Origin of the sequence: Nocardia sp. CS682, from assembly GCF_004634405.1 — a bacterium.
GTDB classification, from domain to species: Bacteria; Actinomycetota; Actinomycetes; order Mycobacteriales; family Mycobacteriaceae; genus Nocardia; species Nocardia ninae.
The window spans coordinates 5,766,101-5,790,315 of sequence record NZ_CP029710.1 but is presented as its reverse complement, the minus strand read 5'-3'; the positions used below and the strand labels follow the sequence as shown (position 1 = coordinate 5,790,315).

23 protein-coding genes are annotated in these 24,215 nt (G+C 68.8%); 8 read left to right on the top strand and 15 right to left on the bottom strand.

Going from position 1 to position 24,215, the window contains the following annotated elements; genetic code table 11:
* Nucleotides 1-31 precede the first annotated feature (31 nt).
* The gene (locus DMB37_RS25955; RefSeq protein WP_370465207.1) at nt 32-1,426 is read right to left on the bottom strand and encodes a PspC domain-containing protein; all 1,395 of its coding nucleotides are present in this window, start codon (nt 1,424-1,426) and stop codon (nt 32-34) included.
* Nucleotides 1,427-1,583: 157 nt separating this feature from the next.
* Here DMB37_RS25955 and DMB37_RS25950 point away from each other — a divergent pair, with 157 nt between their 5' ends.
* Both DMB37_RS25950 and DMB37_RS25945 read left to right on the top strand, forming a co-directional pair.
* Nucleotides 1,584-3,227, top strand: a complete 1,644-nt coding sequence (locus tag DMB37_RS25950; protein WP_135234895.1) for a PspC domain-containing protein — start codon at nt 1,584-1,586, stop codon at nt 3,225-3,227.
* Nucleotides 3,220-3,435, top strand: coding sequence for a hypothetical protein (locus DMB37_RS25945; protein ID WP_135234894.1), 216 nt, complete (start codon nt 3,220-3,222; stop codon nt 3,433-3,435). The genes DMB37_RS25950 and DMB37_RS25945 overlap by 8 nt, the downstream gene beginning before the upstream one ends.
* Nucleotides 3,436-3,497: 62 nt before the next feature.
* On the opposite strand, the gene guaA is transcribed toward DMB37_RS25945, so the two are convergent.
* Nucleotides 3,498-5,072 (bottom strand): glutamine-hydrolyzing GMP synthase, encoded by a 1,575-nt coding sequence (guaA, locus tag DMB37_RS25940; RefSeq protein ID WP_135234893.1) that lies wholly within the window; start codon nt 5,070-5,072, stop codon nt 3,498-3,500.
* A 129-nt stretch (nt 5,073-5,201) separates the two neighbouring features.
* Between guaA and DMB37_RS25935 the strand changes: the two genes are divergently transcribed.
* Nucleotides 5,202-6,002, top strand: a complete 801-nt coding sequence (locus DMB37_RS25935; RefSeq protein WP_107660035.1) for an alpha/beta fold hydrolase — start codon at nt 5,202-5,204, stop codon at nt 6,000-6,002.
* A gap of 3 nt (nt 6,003-6,005) precedes the next feature.
* On the opposite strand, the gene DMB37_RS25930 is transcribed toward DMB37_RS25935, so the two are convergent.
* Nucleotides 6,006-7,160, bottom strand: a complete 1,155-nt coding sequence (locus DMB37_RS25930) for a GuaB3 family IMP dehydrogenase-related protein (protein WP_135234892.1) — start codon at nt 7,158-7,160, stop codon at nt 6,006-6,008.
* A gap of 344 nt (nt 7,161-7,504) precedes the next feature.
* On the bottom strand, nt 7,505-9,049 hold the full coding sequence (gene guaB / locus DMB37_RS25925; protein ID WP_135234891.1) for an IMP dehydrogenase: 1,545 nt from the start codon (nt 9,047-9,049) through the stop codon (nt 7,505-7,507).
* 225 nt (nt 9,050-9,274) lie between these two features.
* Here guaB and DMB37_RS25920 point away from each other — a divergent pair, with 225 nt between their 5' ends.
* Complete coding sequence (locus tag DMB37_RS25920) at nt 9,275-9,688, top strand: DUF5319 domain-containing protein (protein ID WP_022567296.1); 414 nt, start codon at nt 9,275-9,277, stop codon at nt 9,686-9,688.
* Between the two features lie 183 nt (nt 9,689-9,871).
* Here DMB37_RS25920 and DMB37_RS25915 read toward each other — a convergent pair whose 3' ends face one another.
* From DMB37_RS25915 to DMB37_RS25905, 3 genes are all read right to left on the bottom strand, one after another.
* Entirely contained in the window at nt 9,872-10,948 is a 1,077-nt protein-coding gene (locus DMB37_RS25915; RefSeq protein WP_135234890.1) for an anti-sigma-D factor RsdA, read from the bottom strand.
* A complete protein-coding gene (locus DMB37_RS25910; protein ID WP_107654257.1) occupies nt 10,941-11,519 on the bottom strand; it encodes a sigma-70 family RNA polymerase sigma factor in 579 nt (192 codons plus the stop codon). The genes DMB37_RS25915 and DMB37_RS25910 overlap by 8 nt, the downstream gene beginning before the upstream one ends.
* 178 nt (nt 11,520-11,697) lie before the next feature.
* The gene (locus tag DMB37_RS25905) at nt 11,698-12,567 is read right to left on the bottom strand and encodes a hypothetical protein (protein ID WP_135234889.1); all 870 of its coding nucleotides are present in this window, start codon (nt 12,565-12,567) and stop codon (nt 11,698-11,700) included.
* 627 nt (nt 12,568-13,194) lie between these two features.
* Between DMB37_RS25905 and DMB37_RS25900 the strand changes: the two genes are divergently transcribed.
* The 3 genes from DMB37_RS25900 to DMB37_RS25890 all read left to right on the top strand — a co-directional run bounded on the left by DMB37_RS25900 (nt 13,195) and on the right by DMB37_RS25890 (nt 14,680).
* Nucleotides 13,195-13,488 carry a WhiB family transcriptional regulator gene (locus DMB37_RS25900; protein WP_014981828.1) on the top strand — a complete coding sequence of 98 codons (294 nt, stop codon included), beginning with the start codon at nt 13,195-13,197 and terminating at the stop codon, nt 13,486-13,488.
* 363 nt (nt 13,489-13,851) lie between these two features.
* Nucleotides 13,852-14,427 (top strand): sigma-70 family RNA polymerase sigma factor, encoded by a 576-nt coding sequence (locus DMB37_RS25895; RefSeq protein ID WP_107654256.1) that lies wholly within the window; start codon nt 13,852-13,854, stop codon nt 14,425-14,427.
* Nucleotide 14,428: 1 nt separating this feature from the next.
* Nucleotides 14,429-14,680 carry a hypothetical protein gene (locus DMB37_RS25890; protein ID WP_107654255.1) on the top strand — a complete coding sequence of 84 codons (252 nt, stop codon included), beginning with the start codon at nt 14,429-14,431 and terminating at the stop codon, nt 14,678-14,680.
* A 63-nt stretch (nt 14,681-14,743) separates the two neighbouring features.
* On the opposite strand, the gene groL is transcribed toward DMB37_RS25890, so the two are convergent.
* Both groL and groES read right to left on the bottom strand, forming a co-directional pair.
* A complete protein-coding gene (gene groL / locus DMB37_RS25885) occupies nt 14,744-16,354 on the bottom strand; it encodes a chaperonin GroEL (protein ID WP_135234888.1) in 1,611 nt (536 codons plus the stop codon).
* Between the two features lie 161 nt (nt 16,355-16,515).
* Entirely contained in the window at nt 16,516-16,815 is a 300-nt protein-coding gene (gene groES, locus DMB37_RS25880) for a co-chaperone GroES (RefSeq protein WP_014981824.1), read from the bottom strand.
* Between the two features lie 790 nt (nt 16,816-17,605).
* On the opposite strand from groES, the gene DMB37_RS25875 reads away from it, so the two are divergent.
* Nucleotides 17,606-19,159 carry an Hsp70 family protein gene (locus DMB37_RS25875; RefSeq protein WP_167768938.1) on the top strand — a complete coding sequence of 518 codons (1,554 nt, stop codon included), beginning with the start codon at nt 17,606-17,608 and terminating at the stop codon, nt 19,157-19,159.
* Between the two features lie 106 nt (nt 19,160-19,265).
* Here DMB37_RS25875 and tsaD read toward each other — a convergent pair whose 3' ends face one another.
* Genes tsaD through alr form a run of 6 tightly spaced genes read right to left on the bottom strand, consistent with a single transcriptional unit; the run spans nt 19,266 to nt 24,210 of the window.
* The gene (gene tsaD / locus DMB37_RS25870; protein WP_135234886.1) at nt 19,266-20,309 is read right to left on the bottom strand and encodes a tRNA (adenosine(37)-N6)-threonylcarbamoyltransferase complex transferase subunit TsaD; all 1,044 of its coding nucleotides are present in this window, start codon (nt 20,307-20,309) and stop codon (nt 19,266-19,268) included.
* Nucleotides 20,306-20,800, bottom strand: coding sequence for a ribosomal protein S18-alanine N-acetyltransferase (rimI, locus tag DMB37_RS25865; protein WP_107654252.1), 495 nt, complete (start codon nt 20,798-20,800; stop codon nt 20,306-20,308). Before rimI ends, tsaD begins: the two co-directional genes overlap by 4 nt.
* Before the next feature lie 4 nt (nt 20,801-20,804).
* Nucleotides 20,805-21,500, bottom strand: coding sequence for a tRNA (adenosine(37)-N6)-threonylcarbamoyltransferase complex dimerization subunit type 1 TsaB (tsaB, locus tag DMB37_RS25860; protein ID WP_135234885.1), 696 nt, complete (start codon nt 21,498-21,500; stop codon nt 20,805-20,807).
* 55 nt (nt 21,501-21,555) lie between these two features.
* The gene (gene tsaE, locus DMB37_RS25855) at nt 21,556-22,002 is read right to left on the bottom strand and encodes a tRNA (adenosine(37)-N6)-threonylcarbamoyltransferase complex ATPase subunit type 1 TsaE (RefSeq protein ID WP_107654250.1); all 447 of its coding nucleotides are present in this window, start codon (nt 22,000-22,002) and stop codon (nt 21,556-21,558) included.
* Complete coding sequence (locus DMB37_RS25850) at nt 21,995-23,086, bottom strand: alpha/beta fold hydrolase (protein WP_135234884.1); 1,092 nt, start codon at nt 23,084-23,086, stop codon at nt 21,995-21,997. The genes tsaE and DMB37_RS25850 overlap by 8 nt, the downstream gene beginning before the upstream one ends.
* Nucleotides 23,083-24,210: an alanine racemase gene (gene alr, locus DMB37_RS25845; RefSeq protein WP_135234883.1), complete on the bottom strand. Its 1,128-nt coding sequence runs from the start codon at nt 24,208-24,210 to the stop codon at nt 23,083-23,085. Before alr ends, DMB37_RS25850 begins: the two co-directional genes overlap by 4 nt.
* Nucleotides 24,211-24,215: the final 5 nt, after the last annotated feature.

Here is a 24,215-nt window from a genome sequence, read left to right as displayed (position 1 = left end):
TACCCGATGAGTTACCCATGTCCTCACGAAATCAGTTACTCGGATGCAGTCCGGTCGCCGCGACATACGGCGGAACGGCCGAATCGTCTGGTTTCTCAGCCGAGTTCGCTTCGGCTACCGTTTCCGGATCACCGGAATCCGTGCGTGGCATGATGATTCGCACCTCGGTGCCGCGGCCGGGAGTGGACAGGATCTCCACCTGGCCGCCGCGGCGTTCGATCCGGCCGCGGATGGATTTGGCCAGACCCTGCCGATCCTGCGGCACGGCGGTGGTGTCGAAACCGGCGCCGCGGTCGCGCACGAAAATGCTCACCTGGTGCGGTTCGGTCTCGGCGAACAGGTCGATCTCCGGGACGCCCGCGTGTTTGGCGGCATTGACCAGTGCCTCCCTGGTGGCACCGAGCAGCGCGGTGAAATGTTCCTTGGGCAGGCCGGAGCCGGTCTCGCCGATGTCCATCGACACATCGCCGACGGTCACCGGGGTCACCTTCACCCCGTGCTGATCCTCCACCTCGCCCGCGATGGTGCGCAGCGCGGCGGCCAGGCTCGACTGCGCCGGGCCGGCATCCTCGAACAACCACTTGCGCAGTTCGCGCTCCTGGCTGCGGGCCAGCCGCACCACCTCCTGCGGGTCACCGGCTTGGCGCTGGATCAGGGCCAGCGTCTGCAGCACCGAATCGTGCAGGTGCGAGGCGATCTCCTCGCGCTCTTCGTTGCGGATGCGGGCCGAGCGCTCGGCGTTCAGCGCCCGCATCATCCGCAACCACAGCGGAACCGTCAGCAGCCCGGCGCCGACCAGCGTGACGGCCACCGCGATCAACGCGGACCCGAGCGAGCTCAGATCGATCCTGGCCAGCACCACCACACCGAGCCCGGCCACGATCAACGTGCCGCCCGCCACGATGCGCGCCCACGTCACCACCGAGGGCCGCGCGGGCAGGCCGAGCAGCGACCTCGGGCCGTCGGCGTCGTACTCCCGCCACACCAGCGCCGCACCGATGGCGACCACGATGATGGGCGCGATCACGCTCGCCGCGGTGCCGCTGAACATCCACGACACCCCGATGGCGAGGCTCACGCCGAGGATGGCGAGGCCGATCGCCTGCCGCCGCTCGGAACCGGGCGCCTTCGCTACGTCCGAGCCGCCCGGCGTGAAGATCCACAGCAACCCGTACGCGACGATGCCTGCCCCGGCCGCGGCGAGCAGCACGAACGCCATCCGGACCTTGAACACGTCGACGCCGAGGTGATCGGCGATGCCGCCCGCCACGCCGCCGATGATCCGGCCACCCGACCGCCGCACCATCCGGGCGTGCGGCGGCGGCCCGGGATCGAACACCGGCGCAGGCCCGAAACCGCGCGCGGCCTCGAACCCCCGCGCGGTATCGAACCCTCGGGTGTCGAACGAGGGCGCAGACGGGTACATGCATTCGATAGTGGCACGATCCGCCGACAGCTAGCCATCAGGAATCCCCCTGATCTTCTGCCGGACCACGGATGACGACCTGACCGGGCGAGTCCAAAAGGATCAGTAAATTCTTCAGGGTTATCCCCGATGTGCGGATGTGCTGGTCAGGCACACTATGGGAACCATGACGAAAACGAGCTTCGGGGATCAGCTCCAGCAGATCTGGCGTACGCGCCCGGTGCGGTTGCCTCGGCAGGGACCGATCGCCGGCGTGGCGGCCGGGTTCGCGCAGCGGTACAACGTCGATCCGGTACTGGTGCGGGTGGCCTTCGTGGTGTCCGCGATCTTCGGCGGCTCCGGAGTCGTGCTCTATCTGCTGGCCTGGCTGCTGTTCAGCGCCGCCGGTGACGAGTCGTCGGCGGCGGAGTCGCTGGTCGGCAAGGGGCGCAGCTCGCAGTCGCAGACCAAGACGATCGTGTTGATCGTCGCGCTCGCCATCGCGGTGAGCACGATGGGCCCGGTCGGGGCCGGCCTCGGCGGGTCGGGGCTGATCAGCATGGCGCTGATGCTGGCCGGCTGGTGGATGCTGCACCTGCGTAATCCGGAACCACCGCCGGGGACCACCAGTGAGTTCAGCGGGTACCTCGCGGACAGCGGGATCATGGCGACCGGCTACCCCGGTGCGGTCTTCCCGCAGGGTGCGCCGCGCCCCACCGGCGACGTCTACGTACCGCCGACCAGTGTGTACACGCCGTACACCAAGCTGCCGGACACCTATGTCCCGGAAACGTCGGGCACCGAAACCGTGCTGCCGCAACGGGATTCCGGAGCGAGCGACACCGGCCAGGTACACGAGGCCGGTACGGACCTGCTGCGCAAGCGAGACGCGAGCGATCAAGGCTCTGCGGCAACCGATTCCGCGGTCCAGTCCGAAAAGGGTGACGCGCCGGTTGGATACAACGCGACATCGGACACTGTCCAGCTCGACAAGGGCGGCAACACCACCGAGGTCATCGACCCGCGAACTGCCACTGGCCCAACGGCTTCCGCCCAAGGTGATCCTGCGTCCCTCAGCAAAGCGGCACCGAGCTCACCCTCCGGCACATCCGCCGCGCTGAAGCCGCCGACCCCGGCCACCCTCGGCCGCACGACCCCGCCTTCCTGGGACCCGCTCGGCGTCGCCCCGCTCGCCTGGGATCTGCCCGAGCCGACCCCGGTGCGCACCATCGTCGCGCCGCCGCCGCGGCGTCCACGCTCCCGGCTGACCCCGGTGGTGCTCGGCCTGGCCATCCTCGCCGCCGCCGGCGCGGGCGCACTGGCCGCCTCGGGCGTCGAGTGGATGACGCCCGGCCGGATCGCGGCGGCCGCCTTGGCGGTGATCGGACTCGGCCTGGTCCTCGGCGCGTTCCTGCGGCGCGGATACGGCCTGCTGGTGCTGACCGCTCCGCTGGCCGGATTCGTCCTGCTCGCCTCGGCGATCGGCCCGATCGACTTCGACCGCGGCGCGATGGGCCAACACGTCTGGACACCGACGGCGGTGAGTCAGCTGGAGTCGCACTACACCGTCAACATGGGATCGGGCACGCTGGATCTGCGCCAGCTGAACCTGACCGAGAGCCGCACCGTCGATGTCGAGGTCCGGATGGGCGACTTCCAGGTGTGGCTGCCGAACAACATGAAGGTCGACACCCAGTGCACCCAGACCATGGGTGAGGTCAAATGTGACAACGGCCTGACCGGCCCGGCCACCGAGGGCGCGCCCGTGCTCGACCTGAATATCAATGTCCGAGCCGGAAACGCGGAGGTGCACCGTGGCTGACAAGTCCAACGAATCCACCGAATCCCGCCGCGGCCCCTCCGCCTCGCTGCTGATCGTCGGCCTGCTCGCCCTCGGCGTGAGCGCCTGGGCCTTCGTCGGTCCCGCGTCGTGGCCGACGACCAGTGTGGTCCCGGTCGGCTGGATCGTGGTGCTCGCCGCCATCATCGTCGGCATCGTGCTGGTGGTCTCCCCGCGCAAACGCGGCTGATCGAGGCGCAACAAGAATGGCCCGTCCATCGGACGGGCCATTCTTGTTGCGCTAGTAGGGATTCACTCCCATTCGATGGTGCCCGGCGGCTTGCTGGTCACATCGAGGACGACCCGGTTGACCTCCGGCACCTCGTTGGTGATCCGGGTGGAGATCCGCTCGAGCACCTCGTAGGGAAGCCGGGTCCAGTCGGCTGTCATCGCGTCCTCGCTGGAGACCGGGCGCAGCACGATCGGGTGACCATAGGTGCGGCCGTCGCCCTGCACGCCGACGCTGCGCACGTCCGCGAGCAGCACCACGGGGCACTGCCAGATCTGCCGGTCCAGCCCCGCCGCGGTGAGCTCCTCGCGCGCGATGGCGTCGGCCTGGCGCAGCGTGCCGAGCCGGTCCTCGGTGACCTCGCCGACGATGCGGATGGCGAGACCGGGTCCGGGGAACGGCTGGCGGCCGACGATCTCCTCGGGCAGCCCGAGCTCGCGGCCGACCGCGCGCACCTCGTCCTTGAACAGCAGGCGCAGCGGCTCGACCAATTCGAACTCCAGGTCGTCCGGCAGGCCGCCGACATTGTGGTGGCTCTTGATGTTCGCGGTGCCGCTGCCGCCACCGGATTCGACGACATCCGGGTACAGCGTGCCCTGCACCAGGAATTCGACCTTCGGCGCGGCACCGCCGCCCTGTTCGATGACGACCTCGGAGACCGCGTCCTCGAAGGACCGGATGAACTCGCGCCCGATGACCTTGCGCTTCTCCTCCGGGTCGGTGACGCCCTTCAGCTCACCCAGAAACTTCTCGACCGCGTCGACGGTCACCAGCTTGGCGCCGGTCGCGGCGACGAAGTCCTGCTGGACCTGCTCGCGCTCGCCCGCCCGCAGCAGGCCGTGGTCGACGAACACACAGGTCAGCCGGTCACCGATGGCCCGCTGCACCAGCGCGGCGGCCACCGCGGAGTCGACACCGCCGGACAGCCCGCAGATCGCGTGCCCGTCGCCGATCTGCTCGCGGACCGCGGTGATCAGCGAATCCGCGATATTCGCCGGGGTCCAGGTGGCGCGGATGCCCGCGATCTCGTGCAGGAAGCGGCTGAGCACCTGCTGCCCGTGCGGCGAGTGCAGGACCTCGGGGTGGTACTGCACGCCGGCCAGGCGGCGCGCGCGGTGCTCGAACGCGGCGACCGGTGCGCCCGCGGTGGTGCCGGTGACCTCGAAGCCCTCGGGCGCGTCGGTGACCGCGTCGCCGTGGCTCATCCAGACCGGCTGCAGGGTGGGCAGTCCGCCGTGCAGCACGCCGCCGTCGATATTGATCTCGGTGCGGCCGTACTCGCGGGTGCCGGTGTGCGCGACCGTGCCGCCCAACGCCTGTGCCATCGCCTGGAAGCCGTAGCAGATGCCGAAGACCGGCACGTCGAGATCGAACAGCCGCGCGTCCAATTGCGGTGCGCCCTCGGCATACACGCTGGACGGGCCGCCGGACAGGATCACCGCGAGCGGCTGCTTCTCGGCGATCTCCTCGACGGTGGTGGTGTGCGGAATCACCTCGGAGAACACACTCGATTCGCGGACCCGCCGAGCGATCAGCTGTGCGTATTGCGCGCCGAAGTCGACGACGAGGACCGGTCTCTGTGTATCTGCCACGGCCATAGTTTAGTGAGCACACTTTGTGCCCGAGCCATCGGCACAGCACCGACGCCGAGCCCAGCTCCAGCAAGCAAAAAGGCGAGCCAGCAAATCGCCCCACCCGCCCCCGCACCGCTGGCTATCCTCGTGCTCGTGCCATTCGCCCGCGCGATCGACGCCGACATCCACTACGAGGACAGCGGCGGGAGCGGCCCGGTGGTGCTGCTAGCACATGAATTCTTCATGGACCGGACGATGTTCGCGGCTCAGATGGCCGCGCTGGCACCGGAATTCCGGATCGTCTCGTGGGACGCGCGCGGCCACGGCCGCACCAGGGACGAGGGCCTGCCGTTCACCTACTGGACCGCGGCCCGCGACGCGCTCACCGTGCTCGACCACCTCGGCGCCGAACGTGCCGTGGTCGGCGGCACCGCACAGGGCGGCTTCACCGCGCTGCGCACCGCGCTCATCGCGCCGGAGCGGGTGTCGGCGCTGATCCTGATCAGCACCGAGGCCAACGGCCCGACACCCGAACAGTCCGACGCCACCCAGCAGTTCCTCGAGCAGTGGTACGACGACGGCTCACGCCAGCAGGCGGCAAATCAGCTGGCGTCCTGGCTGATCGGCGACGACAAGTGGTACCGGACCATCTGGACCACCCGCTGGATGCTGCGCGACTGCCGCGGCATCGAGGTCGCGGCGGGCTGCCTGCTCAGCCGGGACTCGGTGCTGGAGCGGTTGTCCGAAATCACCTGCCCCGCCTTGGTGATCCACGCCACCGACAGCGGCATCCCGCCCGACCGGGCCAAGCAGCTGACGGAGGGGCTCACCGGCGCCAGCTACGTCGAGATCGCGGGCGCCCGGCTCGCGGTCACCATGACGCACCCGGAGCCGGTGAACGTCGCCATGCGGCAGTTCCTGCGCGAGCGGATCACGCCCTCGCACGCCCGGTAAGGCTCACGCGCGGACGCTGAGCCCGACCTTCTGGAACTCCTTGAGGTCGGAGTAGCCCGCCTTCGCCATCGAACGACGGAGCCCGCCAACCAGATTCAGCGAGCCGAACGGGTCGTCCGAGGGGCCGAACAGCACCTGCTCCAGGCTGGGGCGCACCGCGTCTCCGGTGCCCTCCTCTAGCTCCCACTCCACGCCGAGCAGCGAACCGCGCGGCACCGAGGGGTGCGCGGCGGCGGACGGCCAGTACCAGCCGCGTCCGGGCGCCTCGGCGGCCAGCGCCAGCGGCACCCCCAGCATCGCGGCATCCGCACCACAGGCGATCGCCTTGGCGAGCTGCCCCGAGGTTTCCACGTCACCGTCGGCGATGACGTGCACGTAGCGCCCGCCGGTCTCGTCGAGGTAATCGCGGCGCGCGGCGGCGGCATCGGCGATCGCGGTCGCCATCGGCACGCCGATACCGAGCACCTCGCGGGTGGTCGTCGCGCCGGGGAACGAGCCGTAACCGACGATGACACCCGCCGCGCCGGTGCGCATCAGGTGCAGCGCGGTCCGATGATCGCTGACCCCGCCCGCGACCACGGGCACATCCAGCTCGGCGATGAAGGTCTTGAGGTTCAACGGTTCTCCGTCGCCGACATGCTCGGCGGAGATGATGGTGCCGTGCACCACGAGCAGGTCGACCCCGGCCTGCACCAGCGCGGGTGTGAGCGCACGGGCGTTCTGCGGGCTCACCCGGACCGCAACCGTCACACCGGCCGCCTTCACCTGCGCGACCGCGGCGGCGAGCAACTCCGGCTGCATCGGCGCGGCATGCAGCTCCTGCAACAGCGAGACGGCACGCTCATAGCCGCCCTTACCGACGAGCTCGAGCAGCTGATCGATCTTCGCGGTGACATCCGCGTGCCTGGCCCACAGCCCCTCACCGTTGATGACACCGAGCCCGCCCAGCCGGCCGAGCTCGATCGCGAACTCCGGCGACACCAGCGCGTCGGTGGGGTGCGTCAGGAACGGGATCTCGAAACGGTAGGCGTCGAGCTGCCACGACAGCGACACCTGCTTCGACGAGCGGGTCCGGCGCGAAGGAACGATGTCGACATCGTCCAGCTCGTAGGTACGCCGGGCGGTCCGGCCCATGCCGATCTCGACCATGTCGCGCACGTCTGTCTCCTATCTATCGGCCGCGCGGGCGCGGCGTGTTCGTGGCCCCCGGGTGTCTGCGTCCGAGACTCGCGGCCTGCGGCGCATGCGCTTCGGCCGCTCGGACGCAAGACGGGCCACGAACGGCGCTCGCAGAACTCGCGCTGTGGTGGCCGTGCTCGTGGACGGAGGCTGCGGCTCAGGCTAGCCGTCGGCGCGCAGCAGCTCGTCGCGTGCGCGGTCGGCGCCGGGTGTCGGCGGGCTGGTCTGGGCATGGGCCTACAGCTTCGTGTGCCATCGGCCCAGTCCCGAGCAGGTCTGGTCCTGCACGGACCTCACGGTCTCGTGCAGGACCATCATGCGGGCTAGCCGCGACCAGTGTAGTTAGGGGCCTCGACGGTCATCGTGATGTCGTGCGGGTGGCTCTCTTTGAGGCCCGCCGCGGTGATCTGCACGAATTGGGCTTCCTGCAGGTGGGCGATGGACTGGGAGCCGGTGTAGCCCATGGCCGCGCGCAGGCCGCCGACGAGCTGGTGGATGACCTGGTTGACCGGGCCGCGGAACGGCACCCGGCCCTCGATGCCCTCGGGCACCAGCTTGTCCTCGGCCAGCACGTCGTCCTGGAAGTAGCGGTCCTTGGAGAAGGACTTGGCCTGGCCGCGGCCCTGCATCGCGCCGAGCGAACCCATGCCGCGGTAGCTCTTGAACTGCTTGCCGCCGACCAGGATCAGCTCACCGGGCGACTCGGCGGTGCCTGCGAGCAGCGAGCCGAGCATCACGGTGGACGCGCCTGCGGCGATCGCCTTGGCGATGTCGCCGGAGAACTGGATGCCGCCGTCGGCGATGACCGGGACACCGGCGGGCTTGCACGCCGCGACGGCCTCGAGGATGGCGGTGATCTGCGGCGCGCCGACACCGGCGACCACGCGGGTGGTGCAGATGGAGCCGGGACCGACACCCACCTTCACCGCGTCCGCGCCCGCCTCGACCAGCGCGGCCGCGCCGGCCCTGGTGGCCACGTTGCCGCCGACGATCTGGATCCGGTCGCCGACCTCGGCCTTGACCTTGGTGACCATCTGCAGCACCTGCGCCTGGTGCCCGTGCGCGGTGTCGACGATGAGCACGTCGACGCCAGCGTCGGACAGCGTCATGGCGCGCGACCAGGCGTCGTCGCCGACGCCGACCGCGGCACCGACCAGCAGGCGGCCGTCGCGGTCCTTGGTGGCGTTCGGGTACTGATCGGTCTTGACGAAGTCCTTGACGGTGATGAGCCCGCGCAGCTTGCCGTTGCCGTCGACGATCGGCAGCTTCTCGATCTTGTGCCTGCGCAGCAGGCCGAGCGCGGCCTCCGCGGTGACGCCTTCCTGCGCGGTGATCAGCGGCGCCTTGGTCATCACCTCTTCGACCCTGCGGTTCTGGTCGACCTCGAAGCGCATGTCGCGGTTGGTGATGATGCCCACAAGGCTGCCGACCTCGTCCACCACCGGCAGACCGGAGATGCGGAAGCGGGCGCACATGGCGTCGACCTCGGCGAGGGTGTCGTTCGGGCGGCAGGTCACCGGGTCGGTCACCATGCCTGCCTCGGACCGCTTCACGGTCTCCACCTGGGCGGCCTGATCGGCGGCGGCCAGGTTGCGGTGCAGCACACCCATGCCGCCCGCCCTGGCCATCGAGATGGCCATCCGCGCCTCGGTCACCGTGTCCATGGCCGAACTGACCAGCGGGGTCCGCAGCCGGATGTCCCTGGTCAGCTGGCTGGAGGTCTCCACAGAGCTGGGGATGAGATCCGAGGCGGCGGGCAGCAACAGCACATCGTCGAATGTGAGGCCGAGCATGGCGATCTTGTTCGGATCGTCACCACCCGTAGATGGGCGGACAGCGGTGCGTTCGCCCGATACGGGATTACTCATTCGGATCGACCCCTCCTGGACGTCGACAGCGACCGACGCCGGGGTCACCGGCGCCGCGCGCAGTTGATGGGATGGACTGGTGGCTCCGGGAATCGTGTCGGGTGCTCGCCGGGGCCTGACACCATGGTATCTGTCCCGCAAACTCATCGACGAAGTGAGCCCACCGGCGAAACTTGCGGCCTACATAGCTGGCGCAGACCACCCTGTTCTGCGTACCGTGGGGATGTGCGTGACCATCTACCACCTGGCTTGCCGCCGGATCCGTTCGCCGGAGACCCCTCCGACCCGTCCGCCGCGCTCGACGCCATCGAGCCCGGTGAGCCGCTGGATCCCCACGAGCGCCTTGCGGTCGAGGAAGATCTCGCCGACCTCGCTGTCTACGAGGCGCTACTAGCGCACCGCGGTATCCGCGGACTCGTGGTCAGCTGCGAAGATTGTCGGCAGGATCACTACCACGACTGGGACATGTTGCGCGCCAACCTACTTCAACTGTTGGTCGACGGCACCGTGCGCCCGCACGAGCCCGCCTACGATCCGACGCCGGAAGCGTATGTCACCTGGGACTACTGCCGGGGATACGCGGATGCCTCGATGAACGAGGCCTTCCACGGCGACGGATTCGACGGATTCGACAACTGAGGTTCGAGCCACCGAACCGATGACGCGTCCCCTTCGGGGCTCGCGCACTGCGGCATACAACGCTGTGATTTTCGCCGCACCGTCACGGGGGCGTGACACCCGGACAACAGAAAACCGACTGCCCGTTGGCAATCGGTTCGCGTCCTGTTGGAAAAGTTTCTCGGTGGTTGCCGGTGTCGTCGGCTAACTGGTGGTCCCCGCGCCGCCGGACCCGGTGGGTACGACGAACGTGGTGCCCGGATTGCCTTGCGTCGGTACCCGAGTCGGCGCGCCGCCGTTGTCCGAGGTCGGCTGAACCGCCGTCGGGTCGGCCACGGTGGTCGGGGTCTGCGGCGGCTGGGTGACGGTCGGCTCCACCGTCGGCGGCGGTGTGGTCACCGTCGGCGGCAGAGTCGGCTTGTCGTTGGTCGGGGTCGGCGGATCGGTGGGGTCGGTCGGCTGGTCGCTCGGATCGGCAGGCTTCGTCTGCTGCACCGGCGGCAGCGTGGCGTCGACCGGCGGTACCGGCTTCGGCTTGGCGCTGGTGCTGGTCACCGGGCCGGTCGGCTTGGTCGAGGTGCCCTGGTCCAGCTGATCGGCCAGGTCGTTGTACCCCATGGCACGCAGTTGGCTGACGAGTCGCTTCCACTCCAGCATCAACTGGTCGTGCTTTTCGGGGCTGTCGACCTGATCGGCGTTCACCCGCGCCTGCTCCAGGCGTTCCTTGGCCTGAACCGGGTTCTGATTGATCAGCTTCGCCGCTTCGTCCAGATCGGTGCCTGCCCGCTGCGCCACGGTGCTCTGGGCCGCCTGATTGAAGACGACCTCCTTGACCCTCCACAGCGGATCGCCGGGCTCGGAGTTGTAGGAGAACGCCGTCATGCCGCCGAAGACCAGGGCGAGCGCCGCCGCGGCGCCGAGCAGCGGGCGAACCAGCCGCAGCCGGCCACCGCCGCTCTGTGCGCCGACGCGCACCTGACGGGCGCCGATCTCCTGGTTCACCGCGGCAACGATCGCATCCAGATCCGGCGCCGCGGTCATCGGCGGTGCGATGAGTTCGGCCCGCCAATCCGCGAGCATGGCCGCGAGTTGATATTCCTCCGCGCTGTCGGTCCGTACCGGGCCATCGCTTGCGATGGCGTCGATCAACGCATCGTCGCGGCGTACCGCGGCGATATCGACCGGGCCGGTGTCTCCGGACGCGTCGGCGTAGGGACCGCTGTTTCGCGATCCAAGCCGCGCTTTCCAGTCACCCCGACCGCGCTCGCCATCCCTAGCCATACATTTCACCTGCCCTCGCCACTTGAGACTTCAGTTTTGCGAGTGCCCTGTGCTGGGCCACTCGTATCGCCCCCGCCGTACTGCCCACGGCGACTGCGGTTTCTTCGGCTGACAAACCCATGACCAATCGCAGGATCAAGATCTCTCGATGTTTTTCGGGGAGTGTCGCGAGCAGACGGTTCATCTGCCTGCTCGTCTCCGATTCGAGAGCTCGTTGTTCCGGACCATGGTCGGTGGATATGACATCTGGTACTTCGGCCATTGCCTCCGCCTTGTTACGGGCGGCATTGCGATGGGCGTCGGCGACCTTGTGCGAAGCGATTCCGTAAACGAAGGCCATGAAGGGCCTGCCCTGGTCTTGATACCTGGGCAAGGCTGTCATCACGGCCAGACAGACCTCCTGCGCAACATCATCCGCGGAGAGCTGCCCACGCTCCGCGGCTCCGATCCGCGCGCGGCAATAACGCACCACGAGCGGGCGGATCATCTCCAGTACCTGAGCTAAAGCGGATCTGTCGCCCTGCGCAGCCGCAGCGACGGCGAGGTCCAACTCTTCGCCCATGTTCGTCATCGTCAGAGAGATTCCCGGCGTTACAAGTGGCACGGTCGTGATGACCAGTGCTTCCGCCGAAGCGGCGGAACGGAACTAACAATAGCGATACAGCGCCCGGAACAAGGCAACACGGTCACCGTTGGAACCATGGGCACCGCACAACCTGATGTAGTCGGGCTTAACGCCCCACGGCCCGCTACCCCGCCGTGCTCGGCCGGAACCGGCCGCCACGTCGAACGATGGTTGCGGCACAGTCCTCGGCCTCCGCCGCGGCGCCCGCAACGGCCAGCCCCGCACGCAGCATGGCGCTCGCCCAGCGCAGCGGCAGCAGACCGTGTTCGCGGCACTGTTCGGCAACCTCGTCGGCGAGCGCGCGTGACCGGTCGTGGTCGCCCGCCACCGCGGCCGCCGCGGCGACCAGCAATCGGGATTTGACCAGATGCCGCACCGACGGCGCGCGCTCGGCGAGCGCGAGCGCGGCCGCCGCATGTTCGGTCGCGGGCTCGACAGTGCCTGCGGCAAGCGCGGTTTCGGCGCTGACCCACTGCCTGCGGATGGCGGGCCGCCAGCCGAGCTCGGCGGCAGGCCGCACCGCCTCGCTGCGCGCGAGGAGCCGCCAGGCCAACGCCACCCGCCCGATGCCGAGCGCGTCGGCCGCGAGGCCGGTCAGCGCGTCGCTGATCGCGTCGCCCCGCTCGAACGGCAGCTCGGGTCCGACGGCATCCGTCGCGCGGTCGCCGAGCGCTCGCGCCGAGATCAGGGCCGCGGCCCGCCCGTCGCAGGCGGCGGCGCGGGCGTGCCAGCCGAGCTGGCGCAGCAGCGAACCCTCGGTGCTCGCGGCCAGCGAAAGCAGCACCGGATCGGTGCTGCGGGCGCGGACGATGCGCAATTCGGCACGGGCCGCGGCATAACGACCCTGGCCGCCGAGAATCACCGCTCGATACCAGGACCCGAGCGCGTCGGGCGTCGTCGGCAACTCGGCAGCGGCGCGGCCGGGGCGGGCGCCGAAGGCACTCTCAGCGAGGATCTCGAATCGGGTATCTCCGAGCGGAGCAGGTACGAACACGGCCGAAACTCTAGCCGGGGTGCGCTGGAGATGGCCGGGAGAAAGACCTGAGCCCACCAACCGGCAACCATTCAGCATTTCCAACACTTTGCGATGTTTCCATCAGGTAAATCTCGCCCCGGCAATCCCCGAGCGCTCACGATCGGAATTCACACGCGTTTCGCGCAATTAACCTCTGCGCCCCGTTTCCGCCATCTCGGATCTGCTCGCACCACATGCCGTCGCGTGCCACTGTGACCACCCCCACCCGGCGGCCGATGGACTCTGACCGGGCCGATGCCCCTGAAAATAGGGTCTACCAGCGGAAATAAGTCCTGCTCCGGAGCAGCGCCGAGCCATCGGCCACTGGTCAACCGATCAGTATCGCCGGAACCAATGCGAAAAGTAAACAGCTCGGAGGTTAAATTTCGCAGCCTAAGATTTGGGAAACTACTGCGCCGAACTATTGACGGAATTTCGCGGCTGGACCTAACGTAGCTCATCGCCACGGTCGGCGCCGCGCGAAATTGCAGCGACCGCAACGGGCGAGCACAGGGGCACCCGCCGACACAGCGCCGTGGCCTACCACACTTTGCAGAACAACTGCTCGACAACGCTGACGAGCTCGCACCACGAGGAGTTCACACAATGCCCATGCCGACCCACCTCCCCGGGCCGAACGCCGATGTCTGGGATTGGCAGATGCGAGGGTCCTGCCGCGGGCAGGACTCGGCCGTGTTCTTCCATCCCGACGGCGAACGTGGCCGAGCCCGTACCGCGCGCGAGATGCGCGCCAAAGAGATCTGCCGGGCCTGCCCGGTGCTGATGCAGTGCCGCAGTCACGCCCTGAAGGTCAGCGAGCCCTACGGCATCTGGGGCGGCATGTCCGAGACCGAACGCGAGATGCATGCCCGGCGCAATCGGCGCCGGATGGCGGTTTAGTTGAAGTTCTTCCCATCCATACGGCGCGGTGCGCCGAATCCCTAGCAAACAACCGGCAGGCAATACGCGGTCACCTCCGCCACGCCTGCGGCGGCGACCACCCGAAGCCGCACACCCTGTCGAGCCCTGCGTTTCGCGGTTAGCTATCGGCGTGTCACGGCGTGTCTCTTGCGCGAGCCACCCGGCGTGTCGAAGTTTTCCGCAAAGTCGCTGGGCCACAGGTGGTTTGCCGACACCCCAGCCGAAAGGAGGTTATAGCGGCACGCTACGGTGGTGACCGATGACACAGAATGGAGCGTTGTGACAACGCGGCAGCCGGCCGCAGAGGGCGACTCGTTCCGAAGAGATGCCTTCCCACCCGGTGTGGATTCTGCGGTTACGGCCCGCGCCGCCGAGAGCATCGAACTCGCCCTCCTGCTACATCGTTGCGGCGAGTCCGACCAGGAAGCCTTTGCCGAGCTATATGACCGGACGTCCGCGCGCGTCTTCGGTCTGGTGCTGCGCGTGCTGCACGACCCCGGCTATGCCGAGGAGACGACGCAGGAGGTCTACCTGCAGATCTGGCGCACCGCAGCGAGTTTCGACGCGGACAAGGGGTCGGCCGTGACGTGGTTGATGACGCTCGCCCATCGGCGCGCGGTGGACCGGGTACGCGCCGAGCAGGCGCACACCCAACGCGAGGTCGCCTACGGAATACGGGTGCTCGGTAACGAATTCGATGAAGTAACCGAAGAGGTAGAGCGAAGGCTCGAACAACAGGCCGTCCTCGAGGGACTCGCGACACTGACCGAGACCCAGCGGGAGGCCATCTCGCTCGCCTACTACGGCGGGCGGACCTACGCGGAGGTCGCGCATTACCTCGGAGTAGGGTTACCGACCGTTAAGTCCCGAATTCGGGACGGATTGACACGACTCAAAAGAAGTTTGGGGGTGACGTGAGATGAACGAACGCCAGGTCGATCTCGCGCACACCGTCGCGCTCGGATCGATCGACGACGTAGACCACCATGAGGTGCAAGAACTGCTCGACACCGAGGACCCCGCTCTACGCGCGGAGTTCCTCAGGGAGATCGGGCAGACGAGAGAAGCACTCGCCGTGCTCGCCACCGCGACGGCGACCCCACCACCCGCCACGCTGCGCACCCGGTTGCTCGCCGCCATCGCCGCCGAACAACCGCCCGTCGCCTCCTGACCTACGAAAAACGAAGGCCCCCGGACTCGATGTCCGAGGGCCTTCTCTGGTTTCGGTCCCAGCTCAGTGGCTGTGGCCGTGGTGACTGTGGTCGGGCGCCTCGTCGGCGGGCTTGTCCACAATCGCACTCTCGGTGGTGAGGATCATCCGCGCCACCGACGCCGCGTTCACGACGGCCGAGCGGGTCACCTTCACCGGGTCGACGACACCGTCGGTCAGCAGGTCGCCGTAGCTGAGGGTGGCGGCGTTGAAGCCTTCCTTGCCCTCGGCGACCTTGCTGACCACCACGGAGCCGTCCACGCCCGCGTTGGTGGCGATCCAGAACAGCGGCGCCGACAGTGCGGTCCGCACCACCTCGACGCCGACGGCCTCGTCGCCGGAGAGCGAGTCGCGCAGCTCGACCAGCTTGGCGGCCGCCTGCACCAGCGCGGAGCCGCCACCGGGCACGATGCCCTCCTCGACGGCGGCCTTGGCCGCGCTCACCGCGTCCTCGACTCGGTACTTGCGCTCCTTGAGCGCGGTCTCGGTGGCCGCGCCGACCTTGATCACCGCGACGCCACCGGACAGCTTCGCCAGGCGCTCTTCGAGCTTCTCGCGATCCCAGTCGGAGTCGGTGGCCTCGATCTCGCGGCGCAGCTGCGCGCTGCGGGCCGCGATGTCCTCTTTGGTGCCGACACCGTCGACGATGGTGGTGTCGTCCTTGGTGACGACGATGCGCCGCGCCTGGCCCAGCACGTCCAGGCCGGCCTCGCGCAGGGTGATGCCCAGGTCCGGGTTGATCACGGTGCCCGCGGTGACCACGGCCAGGTCGTCGAGGAACGCCTTGCGGCGGTCACCGAAGAACGGCGCCTTCACGGCGACGGCCTTGATCGTCTTGCGGATGGAGTTGACCACCAGCGTGGACAGGGCCTCGCCCTCGACGTCCTCGGCGATGATCAGCACCGGCTTGCCGGATTCGGCGATCTTCTCCAGCAGCGGCAGGAAGTCCGGCAGCGAGCTGATCTTCTCGCGGTGCAGCAGGATGAGCGCATCCTCCAGCACGGCCTGCTGGCTGTCGGTGTCGGTGACGAAGTAGGGCGAGAGGTAGCCCTTGTCGAACTGCACGCCCTCGGTGACCACGAGCTCGGTCTGCGTCGTCGAGGACTCCTCGACGGTGACGACGCCGTCCTTGCCGACGACGGTCAGTGCCTTGCCGACCATCTCACCGATTTCCTCGTCCCGCGAGGACACGGTGGCGACCTGGGCGATCGCCGTCTCGCCGGACACCGGGGTGGCCGCGGCGAGCAGCGACTCGGAGACCGCGTCGGCCGCCTTGGCGATGCCGGAGCCGAGCGAAATCGGATTCGCGCCCGCGGCAACGTTCTTCAGGCCGGCCCGGACCATCGCCTGGGCCAGCACGGTCGCGGTGGTGGTGCCGTCGCCCGCGACATCGTTGGTCTTGGTGGCGACGCTCTTCACCAGCTGCGCGCCGAGGTTCTCGAACGGATCTTCCAGGTCGATCTCGCGCGCGATGGTGACACCGTCGTTGGTCACGGTCGGGCCGCCGAAGGCCTTCGCGAGCACCACGTGGCGGCCGCGCGGGCCGAGGGTGACCTTGACGGCGTCGGCGAGCTTGTCGACACCGCGTTCCAGAGCCCGGCGAGCCTTCTCGTCGAACTCGATCTGCTTTGCCATAAGTCCTATTCCTTGGATTTAAGAGCTGAGACGACTCTGCCCCGGTCCCCGCTCAGGGGAACCGGGGCAGTGTCATGACGACTCGATCCCGGCGGTCGGGTGAGCATGGAACGTCACCACTCGATCCCGGCTCACGCCGGAACGACCGCGCGGAGCGCGGGTCACTTGGTGACGACGGCCAGCACGTCGCGCGCCGACAGGATGAGGTATTCCTCGCCCTGGTACTTGATCTCGGTGCCGCCGTACTTGCTGTAGATGACGGTGTCACCTTCCTTGACGTCGACCGGGATGCGGTCACCCTTGTCGGTGACGCGTCCTTCGCCGACGGCGATGACGGTGCCCTCCTGCGGCTTTTCCTTCGCCGTGTCGGGGATGACCAGGCCGGAGGCGGTCGTCGTCTCGGCCTCGTTGGCCTGGACGAGGATCTTGTCCTCGAGCGGCTTGATGTTCACGCTCGCCACGTTGAGCCCTCCACTTTCCGGGGATGTCGTCCGCAACTGTTGTTCCGGACCATCGGTATCAGGTTTTGGTGCTGACCCTGTCGCATAGCCCCGTCGTCGCGGGTGCCGGGACCCCTGCTCAGAAGTCAAAACTGCTTGGCACAAGCACAGTGCGCCGGACGGGAGAACCGGCCGTACGCGTTCAGCAGTGCCGACTAGCACTCTATACATGAGAGTGCCAGCGCTCAAGGCCGGGATGTGCCAATTTCGGATCGCACGGCTCCGCGCGTTCGCTCGCGCGAGCGCTCCGACAGACACGCGTGGCCGCCGACACGCCCAACGCACGCCCGGAGGGGTTTTCAACAGATCCGGAAAACTGTAACGTTCGGATAACGGATTGTGACAGTATTGACGACGGTCGCTGTCCGACCGCTGTGTTCGTCACGAACCAGTGCCGTCGGAGACCAGGGGTTGTCACAGAACGTACGTCGCTACAGCGCTCGGCGTCACCGAATACCTCAGCGTGATCCGAAGTTCCGGCGTCATCGAACACCCTGCGTCACAGAAGAACCAGCGTCACCCGAAGTACCCGCGCCACCAGAGCTGCATCAGAGAGCTAGCCACACGTGATCCATCGCCGGTCCCCGCGACCTATCCGGACTACGGGACCGCATCGGTTCCGCAATCCGAATCGTTCGTCGAGTACACGGCGACCGGGCAGTCCATTCGAGATGGTCGGCGACACAGAGCGCTCGCAAGGGGCAAGTGCTCGCGCCGCACAGACCATCCGCTCGAAGGGAGGTGAATGAACATGCGAACATCCCTCGGCATCTCGGCCGGGTCCGAGGTCGTGTGCTCGGCGCTGGTCGCCACCGCGTCGAACGGCGCGCAGAGCTTCGACTACCGCGTCGTCTCCGCCGACGCGGCCCACTCCGACCTCGGTGACCTCGTCGCGTCCTCGATCGAGCTGATGACCACCCAGCTGCCGACCACGCAGCTGCACGACGTCGGCTACCCCGTCGGCGCGCGCTTCGCGGGCGCGCACCCACGCACCCCGGAGCCGCCGACCAGTCGCCCGCCCACCAGCGTGGCCGTCGCGTACCGCAGCAAGGAGCAGGCGCAGGCGATCCGCTCGGCCACCGGCAAGCAGCGGGAACTGCGGCTGGTCCCGGAGGGCACCGCGGCGCTGACCTACCTGCGCCACACCGGCCTGCTCGACCGCTACGACACCGTCGCCATCGTCGATCTCGGCGCGACCGGCCTCACCGTGACCGTCGCCGACCAGGCCGACGGCACCGTGCTCCGGTCCGAGCGCACCATCGCGATCAGCGGCAACGCCATCGACGACCTCATCTACCACCACCTGGTCGACCTGCACTACGCCCGGCGCGGCACCCGCCCCAACCGCGGCATGCTGACCAACCGCGGCCGCGCGGCCAAGGAACACCTGTCCATCGCGCCCGCCGTCACCATCGACCACGTCGCAGGCCGGCCGCTCAAGCTGACCAGGGCCGACTTCGAGGAGCTGATCTCCGACCTGCTGCGCGAGACCGCCGTCTTCGCAGCGGCGGTGTTCGCGCGGGCGCCCAAGTTCCCGCAGGCGGTCACGGTGATCGGCGGCGGAGCCAACATTCCCGCCGTCGTCGACACGCTCGGCGACCAACTCGACGTGCCGGTCTTCACCGTCGAGGATCCCGACGCCGTGATCGCGAAAGGCGCCGCGCTCGTTGCCGATTCGGTGCAGCCGTCGGTGTTCCCGGTGGCCGCGCTCGGCGCCGACGCGCCCGTCGGCACGTTCACCAAGGTGGTCGGCACCCTGGCAGGCGCGATCGTGGTGGTCGGGCTGATCATCGGCTACGGCGTGAAAACCTTCGCACCCACCTCGGACGACGAGGTCTCCCCCGCGGGCACCACGAGCAGCGTGTCGCAGCTGCCGCCGGCACCGGGCAACGGCGTACCACCCACCGGGGCGGGCACCTCGACCAGCGGGCGCAATCAGGAGAGCACCAATCGCCCACCCGGCGGCAACCTTCCGCCGATCACCCAGGATCGCGGTCAGCCGTCGAACACCCCGACACCGGTCCCCGTCACCCCGCCGACCCAGCCCACGCTGCGCCCGGACCCCAACCTGCCGGTCATCCCCTTCCCCGAGCTGCTCGGCCCGCTGTTCGGCAATTCCATCGGCCCCCAGGCGGGTTCGTCCGACCAGGACAAGACCAAGCCAGGCACCCAGACACCCACCGCACCGAAGTCCGCGCCGACGCAAGCCCCGGCGCAGTCCCATCTGCCGGTGCTGCCGCGACAGAATTCGGGTTCAGTGCGTCCCGGTGGGACGAATCCGGGACCGTCCAGCGAGACCGACTGATCTCCTTCCTGCTCTCGGGAAAGACCGCAACCCCAATGCCCGGTCGGACCGAGTAAGCCGGGTACGGCAGACACCGCGCCCAGCACGGTGATCGCCGGGCTGCGGCTCAGCTGACGCGGCTGATGGAGACGGGGAGACCGGGATCGGTGGCCACGGTCAGCGCGGACGGCTTTGCGCCGCCTGCGATTACGTGGGCGCCCAGCGCGGCGATCATTACCCCGTTGTCCGTGCACAGGCGAGGCTTGGGCACGCGCAGCGTCACACCGGCGGCCGCGCAACGCTCCTCGGCCATCGATCGGATACGCGAGTTGGCGGTGGCGCCGCCGCCGAGCACCAGCGTGTCCACGCCGACGTCCTGCGCCGCGCGAACCGCCTTCATGGTGAGCACGTCGGCGACCGCCTCCTGGAACGACGCCGCGATGTCCGGGATCGGCAGATCCTCGGCGGTCAGCCCGCTGCGCTGCGCGGACTCGACATAGCGGGCGACGGCGGTCTTCAAACCGGAGAACGAGAAGTCGTAGCGCGCGTCGCGCGGACCGGTCATGCCGCGCGGGAACGCGATCGCCCGCGAATCCCCCTTGGCCGCAGCGGCATCCAGCGCGGGACCGCCGGGGAAACCGAGTCCGAGCAGCCGCGCCACCTTGTCGAACGCCTCGCCCGCCGCGTCGTCGACGGTGCTGCCGAGCTCGACGATCGGCTCGGCCAGATCGGTGACGTGCAGCAGATGGGTGTGCCCGCCGGAGACGAGCAGCGCCACGCACGGCGGCATCGGACCGTGCTCCAGCGTGTCCACCGCGACATGCCCGCCGAGGTGGTTCAGGGCGTAGAACGGCACATCCCACGCCGCCGCATAGGCTTTCGCGGCCGCGACACCGACCAGCAGCGCGCCGGCCAGGCCGGGGCCGATGGTCACGCACAGCGCATCGGGCTTGGCGATCCCCGCCACGGCGAGCGCCCGGCGCATGGCGGGCACGATCGCCTCCAGATGCGCGCGCGACGCGATCTCCGGCACCACGCCGCCGAAGCGCGCGTGCTGGTCCACGCTGGAGGCGACCTCGTCGGCGAGCAGCTCACAGGAGCCGTCGGCGTGCCTGCGCACGATGCCGACTCCGGTTTCGTCGCACGAACTTTCGATGCCCATGATGATCACGAGAGGACCTCGTCCGGGAGAGGCAGCGCGCTGAGCGCGGGCCTGCGCATGGTGTAGGCGTCGGCGCCGCTGGGATGGTAGTAGTTCTTGCGCAAGCCGATGATGTGGAAGCCGTGCTTGGCGTACAGCGCGATCGCAGGCGTGTTGTCGGTGCGTACCTCGAGGAACACGGGCCCGCCGCGTTTGCCCGCCTCGGCGAGCAACGCCTCGAGCAGCAACGTGCCGATGCCCGCGCGCAGACAGGTCGGGTCGACACCGATGGTGTGTACCTCGGCCTCGGGGTGTTCGTCATCACCGAGCAGTGCGACACCGGCGTAGCCGACCATTCGCCCGTCCCCGTCGCGGGCGGTGATGTAGCGATTGTGCGGTGCGGCGAGTTCCGACTGGAACGCCACCGCGTGCCAGGGGTCGTCCTCGGGAAACAGCAGCTGCTCGAGTTCGACGCAGCGCTCGATGTCCGCCGCGACCATCGGCTCGATTCGGATGCTCACCGGCTCACGCTCCCGTCCGGTCGAGCGCGCGGTAGCTCTTCTCGACGGCATCGGGCCTGCGCAGGTACAGCGGAACCAGTGCGGCGGGCACCGCTCGCGCGAGCACGTCGGCCGCGCCTGCCTGCGCCAGCCCGGCGGGCGAGGGTGTCTCCACCGGGAGCACGGGTAGGTCGAAGAAGTCGACGTGCGAGGCGGATCCGGCGACCACCGTGGCCTGCGCCATATCCACGTCGCTCGGCTTGGCCACGTCCGGCCCCGCGACGCGCACACCGTCGCGGTAACGCGCCCAGTACACCTCGCGGCGGCGGGCGTCGGTGACCACCAGCAGTTCACTGCCCGGTGTGAGGTCGGCCACCGCGTCGGCGGCGATCGCGTCGAGACTGCACACGCCGTACACCGGAAGACCAAGGGCATCACCGAAGGCCGCGGCCGTCGCCATGCCGACGCGCAAACCGGTGAACGGACCTGGGCCGATGCCGACTACGATCGCGTCGAGGTCGGCCCTGGAACGGTCTGCCTCGGTGAGACATTCGAGGATCTGCGGGGTCAGCACTTCGGCATGCGCCCGGGGGTCGACGCGGACGCGGGAGGCGAGCGTGCGCGCCTTCGCCGGGACGGCGGCGCCCGGTGCGGCCTGCTCCAGTTCCACCAATCCCGCTGTCACGGCGGGTGTCGCGGTGTCGACACTTAATACCAGCATGATTGACCCAACGATACCGGTTGGTAGCTGCCGTCGGTGCGGAGCTACCTGGTAGTTAATCGACCCATTCCCATTCGGCGGTGCGCACGTCCGAATCCGGTTCGCGCGAGAGCAGCACCCGCAGGTGCCGGTCGGTCAGGTGTTCCACGACCCCGCGACCCCACTCCACCACGACCACCGCTTGATGCAGATCTGTGTCGAGGTCGAGGGCGTCCAGCTCGTCCAGGTCGCCGCCGAGCCGATAGGCGTCCACGTGCACCAGCGGCACCGCGCCGTCGCGCTCGCCGGCCCGGTGCTGGCGGGCGATGATGAAGGTCGGCGAGCTGACCCGCCCCTGCACACCGAGGCCCGCGGCGATGCCCCGGGTGAGCGCGGTCTTGCCCGCACCGAGCGGGCCGTCCAGCACCACCAGGTCCCCCGCGCCGAGGCCGGCGGCGAGCTCGCGGCCGAGCGCCTCGGTGTCGGCGACGGTGGGCAGGATCCGCTGCTGCCGGTCAGCCACTTGTCACCTCCGAGACGCTGTCCTGCGTCGACTCGATCACACCCGCGCGCACGAGCAATCGGTCGAGCGCGTCGTTGACGATATCCGGGAACTGCAGGTGCGGCATGTGCGCGGCGTCGTCGAAGCGGATCAGTTCGCGATTCGGCAGCTGGCGGGCCAGGGCCAGCGAGTTGCGGAACGGGATCACCAGGTCGTGCACGCCGCCGAGTACCAGCACCGGCAGCGGCGCGATGGTGGGCAGCGCGGCCGATTCGTCGTGCAGCTCGATGGCTTTCAGGAATTTCACGACGGTCTCGACCGGCGTCCGGTCGATCATCATGGTGGTGAACCGGGACAGCGTGGGACTCACCGGGCCGTGGAACGAGCTGACGTGCAAGATCGGCGAGATCACGTGGCGCGCAGTGGTACGCCCCGCCTGGGCCAGCGCCGGTGCGGCGAGCACGGCCATTCGCACCCGATCGATCGCGGGATTGCTCAGCAACTGCGTGATGCCCGTCTCGGTGACCTCGGCGGCGGCCGTGCAGAACAGCGCGACACCGATCACCCGCTCCGCGAACAACTCCGGGAACTGTGCGGCGGCGGCGAGCACCGCCATGCCACCCAGCGAATGACCGACCAGCACCACCCGACCGGTCGGCGCGCTCGCCCTGATCACCGCGGCCAGATCGCGGCCGAGCTGGGCGACGGTGCAGCTGTCGGTCTTCGGCGTGCCCGAGCGGCCGTGCCCGCGCAGGTCGAACAGCACGATCCGCGCGCTTGCACCCCACCGCTTTTCGAGGTCGCGGCGCTGAAAGTGGAAAGACTCCATGGTGTTGCAGAAGCCGTGCACGAAGATCACGGTGACCGGTGCGTCGGTGGGCCCGCATTCCCGGGTGGCCAGGCGGACACCGTCCTCGGTGAGCACCGCGCCGGACCGGTCCTCATCGATGAGATCGAAGTTCTCGTCGCGGTATTCGTCGCGGCGAGCGGGCCAGAGCACCCGCGAGCCCATCCGGCGCAAAGCGTGCGCGCCGGCCAGCGCGCCGACCACACCCGCGGTGGCGAGGCCGCCGCGGACCGCGGTGATCCGGCGGCGGCGCTTCATCGGTCACCGCCGATATAGCGGCGGACGGCTCTGCCGCGCGGCGAGCAGACCACCTCGTAGTTGATGGTGTCGAGCCGAATCGCCCAGTCCTCGGCGCGTGGTTCGCCCTGTCCGCCGCCGAACAGGACGGCGACGTCACCCTCGCGGACGTTGGCGGCGTTGTCGCCCAGGTCGACGACGAACTGGTCCATACAGACCCGGCCGACGTTCGGGTGCCGCGCACCGCCGAGCCATACCTCGAATCGTCCACTCAGCGGCCGGAATACGCCGTCGGCATAGCCTGCCGGGATCAGCGCGACCGTGGTGTCGCGCGGGGCAATCCAGGTGTGCCCGTAGGAGACACCCTCACCCGCCGCGACACGCTTGACCTGGACGACGTGCGCTTGAAATGTCATCGCCGGCCGCAACCCGAAGTCACCGAGCTCGGGCACCGGGGACAGTCCGTAGACAGCGATGCCCGGACGGACCATGTCGAAGGCGAGATCCGGCCGGGTCAGCGTGGCGGGCGAGTTGGCCAGGTGCACCAGCTCCGGTTCCAGGCCGTGTTCCTTCGCGGCGGCGATGGCCTCCAGGAAGCGGTCGCGCTGCAGATTGTTGGTCGGGTGCTCGGGTTCGTCGCCGCGGGCGAGGTGGGAGAAGATCGCCCGGAACCGCACCGCCTGCTCGTCGACCAGCGCCCGCAGCTCCGCCAGCGCCTTCGGGTATTCCTCCGTCGACAGGCCGTTGCGGTTGAGGCCGGTGTCCACCTTCAGCGTGACCGTCGCGGTGCGGCCCGTGTACCGGACCGCCGCCTCCACTGCGCGCAACTGGGCGAGCGAGGAGACGCCGATCTCGATGTCGGCGGTGACCGCGGCGGCGTAGTCGGCGCCGGAATTGTTGAGCCAGCTCAAGATCGGCGCGGTGATCCCGCCCCGGCGCAGCAGCAACGCCTCATCGATCGTCGTGACCCCGAGCTGGGCGGCACCCGCGGCGAGCGCAGCCTTGCCGACCTCGACGGCGCCGTGGTTGTAGCCGTCCGCCTTGACCACCGCCATGACGGCCGCGTCGCCCGCGTGGTCACGGAGGACGCGCACGTTATGGGCAATGGCATCCAGATCGACGACCGTCTCCACTTGCGCGTGCATGCCCG

Coding starts and splice junctions, on each gene's coding strand:
- DMB37_RS25955 (WP_370465207.1), bottom strand. CDS start 1,426: ATGTACCCGTCTGCGCCCTCGTTCGACACCCGAGGGTTCGATACCGCG.
- DMB37_RS25950 (WP_135234895.1), top strand. CDS start 1,584: ATGGGAACCATGACGAAAACGAGCTTCGGGGATCAGCTCCAGCAGATC.
- guaA (WP_135234893.1), bottom strand. CDS start 5,072: ATGGCCGTGGCAGATACACAGAGACCGGTCCTCGTCGTCGACTTCGGC.
- guaB (WP_135234891.1), bottom strand. CDS start 9,049: ATGAGTAATCCCGTATCGGGCGAACGCACCGCTGTCCGCCCATCTACG.
- DMB37_RS25915 (WP_135234890.1), bottom strand. CDS start 10,948: ATGGCTAGGGATGGCGAGCGCGGTCGGGGTGACTGGAAAGCGCGGCTT.
- DMB37_RS25910 (WP_107654257.1), bottom strand. CDS start 11,519: ATGACGAACATGGGCGAAGAGTTGGACCTCGCCGTCGCTGCGGCTGCG.
- DMB37_RS25900 (WP_014981828.1), top strand. CDS start 13,195: ATGCCCATGCCGACCCACCTCCCCGGGCCGAACGCCGATGTCTGGGAT.
- DMB37_RS25890 (WP_107654255.1), top strand. CDS start 14,429: ATGAACGAACGCCAGGTCGATCTCGCGCACACCGTCGCGCTCGGATCG.
- groL (WP_135234888.1), bottom strand. CDS start 16,354: ATGGCAAAGCAGATCGAGTTCGACGAGAAGGCTCGCCGGGCTCTGGAA.
- DMB37_RS25875 (WP_167768938.1), top strand. CDS start 17,606: ATGCGAACATCCCTCGGCATCTCGGCCGGGTCCGAGGTCGTGTGCTCG.
- tsaB (WP_135234885.1), bottom strand. CDS start 21,500: ATGCTGGTATTAAGTGTCGACACCGCGACACCCGCCGTGACAGCGGGA.
- DMB37_RS25850 (WP_135234884.1), bottom strand. CDS start 23,086: ATGAAGCGCCGCCGCCGGATCACCGCGGTCCGCGGCGGCCTCGCCACC.
- alr (WP_135234883.1), bottom strand. CDS start 24,210: ATGCACGCGCAAGTGGAGACGGTCGTCGATCTGGATGCCATTGCCCAT.